At 39.6% G+C, this 4,778-nt stretch carries 3 protein-coding genes; all 3 read left to right on the top strand.

Annotated elements, in window-relative coordinates; genetic code table 11:
* Positions 1 to 184: 184 nt before the first annotated feature.
* The 3 genes from C1E24_RS20710 (at position 185) to C1E24_RS20700 (ending at position 4,591) form a co-directional block, all read left to right on the top strand.
* On the top strand, positions 185 to 532 hold the full coding sequence (locus C1E24_RS20710; RefSeq protein WP_138484794.1) for a four helix bundle protein: 348 nt from the start codon (positions 185 to 187) through the stop codon (positions 530 to 532).
* A gap of 90 nt (positions 533 to 622) precedes the next feature.
* Entirely contained in the window at positions 623 to 2,767 is a 2,145-nt protein-coding gene (locus tag C1E24_RS20705; RefSeq protein ID WP_138484792.1) for a YjbH domain-containing protein, read from the top strand.
* A gap of 654 nt (positions 2,768 to 3,421) precedes the next feature.
* Positions 3,422 to 4,591, top strand: coding sequence for a nucleotide sugar dehydrogenase (locus C1E24_RS20700; RefSeq protein WP_138484790.1), 1,170 nt, complete (start codon positions 3,422 to 3,424; stop codon positions 4,589 to 4,591).
* Positions 4,592 to 4,778: the final 187 nt, after the last annotated feature.

Here is a 4,778-nt window from a genome sequence, read left to right as displayed (position 1 = left end):
AGTTAGCGAGTTAGCTAGATACAAGTTAGCGAGTTAGCTAGATATAAGTTAGCGAGTTGGCTAGATACAAGTTAGCTAGATACAAGTTAGCTAGATACAAGTTAGCTAGATACAAGTTAGCTAGATACAAGTTAGCGAGTTGGCTAGGTAATTCTCATTTGGCTTTTTATTATCAGGGATTGGTATGAGATTTGAAGATTTAGAAGTTTGGCGCCGTTCATTGGCTTTGAGCTGCTCAGTTTACAAGGCATTTAAGTTATCTAAAGAGTATGGCCTTAAAGACCAGATTACTCGCTCTAGTTTATCTATTCCATCTAATATTGCAGAAGGTTATGAGCGAGTGACGGCGAAGGATTGTGTTAAGTTTTTATCTTATGCGAAAGGGAGTTGTGGTGAGTTACGTACTCAGCTCTATATTGCTAGAGAAGTTAATGAATTATCAGAAGATTATGCAGATGCTTGGATTGCTGAAACTGAGCAATTATCAAAAATGATAGGTGGACTCATGAAATCTATTTCACGTACAATTTGATCGCAACTCGTCCTTTCCGCTTCCCGCTTTCAGTGTTATATTGCCGTTTATAACTTAGGATTAAATAATAACCGCTTGGACTTAGGATTTATGTCTAAATTACTCCCTTTGCTTGCTACTGGCTTAGTTGCATTTTCTGCATCTAGTTTGGCTGAAGAACAGTTAAAAACTTACCGTAATTTCACAGGCTTTACTGGCTTGATTAATACTACCAATGCTGAAGTGCTTGAATCAGGTAACGTTGATTTTAGCTACAACAATATGCTTGATTACAGAGGTGTAAATTACGTTGATGGGCATAATTTCGCTTTTTCTGCAGGGTTGTTCGATGGCTTAGAGGTAAGTGGTTTTATTGCTGCCAACTCAATGCATGATAATTTTTTTAACACTGAGGTGAAAAAGCAAAAGCAAATCCGTGATTTATCTTTTAATGCTAAGTATAAAATCCCATATATTCCTAGAGATTGGGTAAGTTTAGCTATTGGTAGCAAAGATATTGGTGGTGCAGCTAATAAATACAGAACGCATTTTGCTGTTGCCTCAAAAGAGCTGTGGGATTTTAGGTTTTCTTTAGGTGCAGCTAAAAGCGACCATGAAACAGGTATGATGAACGGTGCTTTTGGTGGTATTGAGTGGATGCCGTTAGACTGGTTTGCATTACAGGTAGAGCATGATGCTGAAGCTGTCAATGCCGCTGCGCGTTTAACAGTGCCGAAAGAATGGCTATTTGATATTGGCGAGCTAACTTTTACCAGCCGCTTTTATAGTAATACCGAGTATTCTGAAAATGATAGCACCTATTATGGCGTAAACTTTACGATGCCGCTTTCTAGTCAGGCACGTAAAAACTATACAGAAATTAAACCTGCACCTGCAGCGGTTGTAGCAAAAAATTCTGAGCCTGCTGATTTATCTAAGCCCATCATAATCAAAGAAAGAGCGGCAGAGCCTAAACAATCAGTCATTGCTAAGGCTGACAAATCGGAAGCTTATAGTGCTCAGTCTAAGAATAAACAAAACGTTTCTTTGAGTAGTCAGGTACATCGTTTAAAACTGGCTTTAATTGAAGATGGGTTTGAAAACCTCAGTATTGGGTTTAACGAAACCCCAAGCGTAGTGATTAAATTTGAAAACAGAGTATTTAATCGTAATGACCTAGATGCATTGGGTCTTGTGATGGGGCGCATTGGTGAGTTTATTACCAAAGAACATGCACGCTTCTTAATTCAGTTAGAGAAAAGCGATATTGGTTTATTGAATATTCAAGGCTCTGTTGATAATTATCGACAGTTTATTGCTGAAGGGGTAAGCCCAGATCTTGATGTTCGCCAGGGCAGCGTTGCAACGCCATCGGGCATGATGTGGGTGGGTAATACCGCAGAGCAAAGCCCATACTTTCTACCTCGGGTTACTTTTTCTCCTGCATTAGCTGCAACTTATGCAACTGAGCTAGGTGTATATGATTTTTCATTGGCGCTTCGAGCTGATGTTGAAGTACCGCTTTGGAAAGGTGCTGGTGTAAATGTGACTATGCAAAAAGTGGTTGCTAACACTGAAGACTTTGAAAAGGGTGATACATTCAATGGGCGTCGCTTAAAAGGTGGGCTTGATCAAGCCGTTTTCTATCAGGCGTTAGAGCTACCTTTTAATATATATAACCTGACGCAAGTGGGTATGTTCAGAAACTATCATGAATATTATGGTGTGATTAATGAAACAACTTGGATAAGCCCTGGTGGTCGTCACCAATTAAGTGCAAATATCGCTAAATTTGAGTATCAAGATTATGATGCTTCTCGTGATTACTATTTAGCTGAATATCAATTTAATTGGTCAGAGCAAGATATCACGCTTCATGCCAGTATGGGTAAGTTTTGGGCGCTTGATGAAGGTGTTAAAGTAGAGAGTCGTTTCTGGTTTGGTGATAGCTATATTGCCATCTATGCAGCCGATACAGCTGCACAACAAGTAGGTATTGCGTTTAGTATTCCATTAAGTCCTCGTAAAGACATGTCTGTTACACCATATGGGCAAATTAAAGGCAATGAAGCTTGGCGTCATGGGGTAACAACTCGTGTAGGTGAGTCGCATAATGCGCTTGTTCGTGGTCAGGCTTCTAAGATGTATACACGCGTTAATATGGAGCGCACATTCTTGAATCAAGGCCGTAATTCGAGCAGTTATGTATATGCGAACTTAGCAAGGTTAAGAGAAGCGTATTTGACTTATAAATGAGCTGGAAGCTTGAAGCGGTAAGTTAGGAGCTATAAGTTAGCGAGAGTAAAGTTAGCGAGAGTAAAGTTAGCGAGTTAGCGAGTAAAAGAAGGCGCGGTTCATGTTTTGTGAGCCGCGCTTTTTAGTTAGCGAGCAGAAAGCTAGAAGCTAGAAGCTAGAAGTTAGCGAGTTACGAGGGTAAAGATGCGAGCAGTCTTGTAGGTGCTGGTTTACCCTGCGCTTTTCATCAAAAGCTTGTAGCGCTCAGAACAGAACGCGATATGAAATCGCTGCTACCGAAGTGTTATCGTGCAAAATATACGTTGCGAAGCAAGGTTACTTTTGCGCAAGGTGAAATGAGCAATTTTAGCAGCTACTATGGAGTACTCAGACTGTAGTTTTGTAGGCGCTGGTTTACCCTGCGCTTTTCATCAAATACTTGCTGCGTTAAAACACGAGTTTGTATTTATAGATGTTGGAATTATTTTATTTGCTCGTCATTGATGCCGATAACTTAAGATATTTTTACGTTCAAATGCCATATGGCTTTGGATGTCTTTTCTCATCATCTTTTGCCACTTCTCATAAAATTTATGAATTTAATTTTTATATAACTAGATGAAATTATGAGATTTCCTATACTTAACTTATATATTTGCTGCTCAAGGGTTTTGTATGGCGAAAATAACAGTGGTTGGTACAGGCTATGTCGGGCTATCTAACACGCTTTTACTGGCAAAACATAATCAGGTTACAGCGTTAGATATAGATGAGACGCGAGTAGCAAAGCTCACGCAAAGAATAGCACCATTCTCAGACAAAGACATTGAACAGGTCTTATCTAAAAATGAAGTTAACTTTGTTGTAACAACTAATAAGCAACAGGCGTTAATGGATGCTGAGTATGTCGTGATAGCCACCCCCACAGACTATGACCCTGAAACGAATTTCTTTAATACTGCTTCAGTGGAGGCTGTTATTGATGACGTTAAGTCTTTAAACCCAAATGCCATCGTTGTAATTAAATCTACTGTGCCTGTGGGTTTTACTGAGCGTATGAAGGCCGAGAAATGCTGGGGAAATATCATTTTTTCACCTGAGTTTTTAAGAGAAGGCAGAGCGCTTTTCGATAACTTGTATCCTTCACGGATCATTGTTGGTGAGAAGTCTGAACGAGCAGAAAAATTTGCATCACTGCTACAACAAGCTGCATTAAAAGATGATGTAAAAGTGCTGCTTCTCCCTTCCACAGAGGCTGAAGCGATTAAGTTATTTTCAAATACTTATCTTGCAATGCGAGTTGCTTATTTCAATGAGCTTGATAGTTATGCTGAGTCTTTCGGATTGTGTTCAAAAGAGATTATTGAAGGCGTCGGCTTAGATCCCAGAATTGGTGACCATTATAATAACCCTTCATTTGGTTATGGTGGGTATTGTTTGCCTAAAGATACTAAACAGCTGTTGGCAAACTATGAAATAGTGCCGAATAACATGATTCGAGCAATTGTCGATGCTAACAGAACGCGTAAAGATTTTGTGGCAGAGAGTGTTTTAAAATTTAAACCAAAAGTTGTTGGAGTATATCGACTTGTCATGAAAACAGGTTCGGATAACTTCCGGGCTTCTGCGATACAAGGGATAATGAAGCGAATAAAAGCCGAGGGAATTGAAGTTATTATTTATGAGCCAGGTCTTAAGCTTGAAAACTTTTACAATTCAAAAGTCATATCTTCACTAGAAGAGCTTAAGCGAATGAGCGATGTGATTTTATCTAACCGAATGGTTGAAGAGCTCAAAGATGTTGAGCACAAGGTTTATACCCGAGATATATTTGGATGTGATTGATAGGTTATGAGTTAGCGAGTTGAAAGCTTGAAGCTGAAAGCGGTAAGTTATAAGAACGAAGTTGGCGAGATGAAAGCTGGAAGCTAGCGAGTAAAAGAAAGCGCTGTTCATGTTTATGAAGTGTGCTTTTTAGTTCCAAGTTACGAGGGTAAAGTTGGCGGGTCGGTTTGTAGGCGCTGGTTTACCC

It is taken from the genome of Pseudoalteromonas phenolica, assembly GCF_005876835.1.
In the GTDB taxonomy this organism is placed as follows: Bacteria; Pseudomonadota; Gammaproteobacteria; order Enterobacterales; family Alteromonadaceae; genus Pseudoalteromonas; species Pseudoalteromonas phenolica_B.
This window is presented reverse-complemented; position numbering and strand designations above follow the sequence as displayed.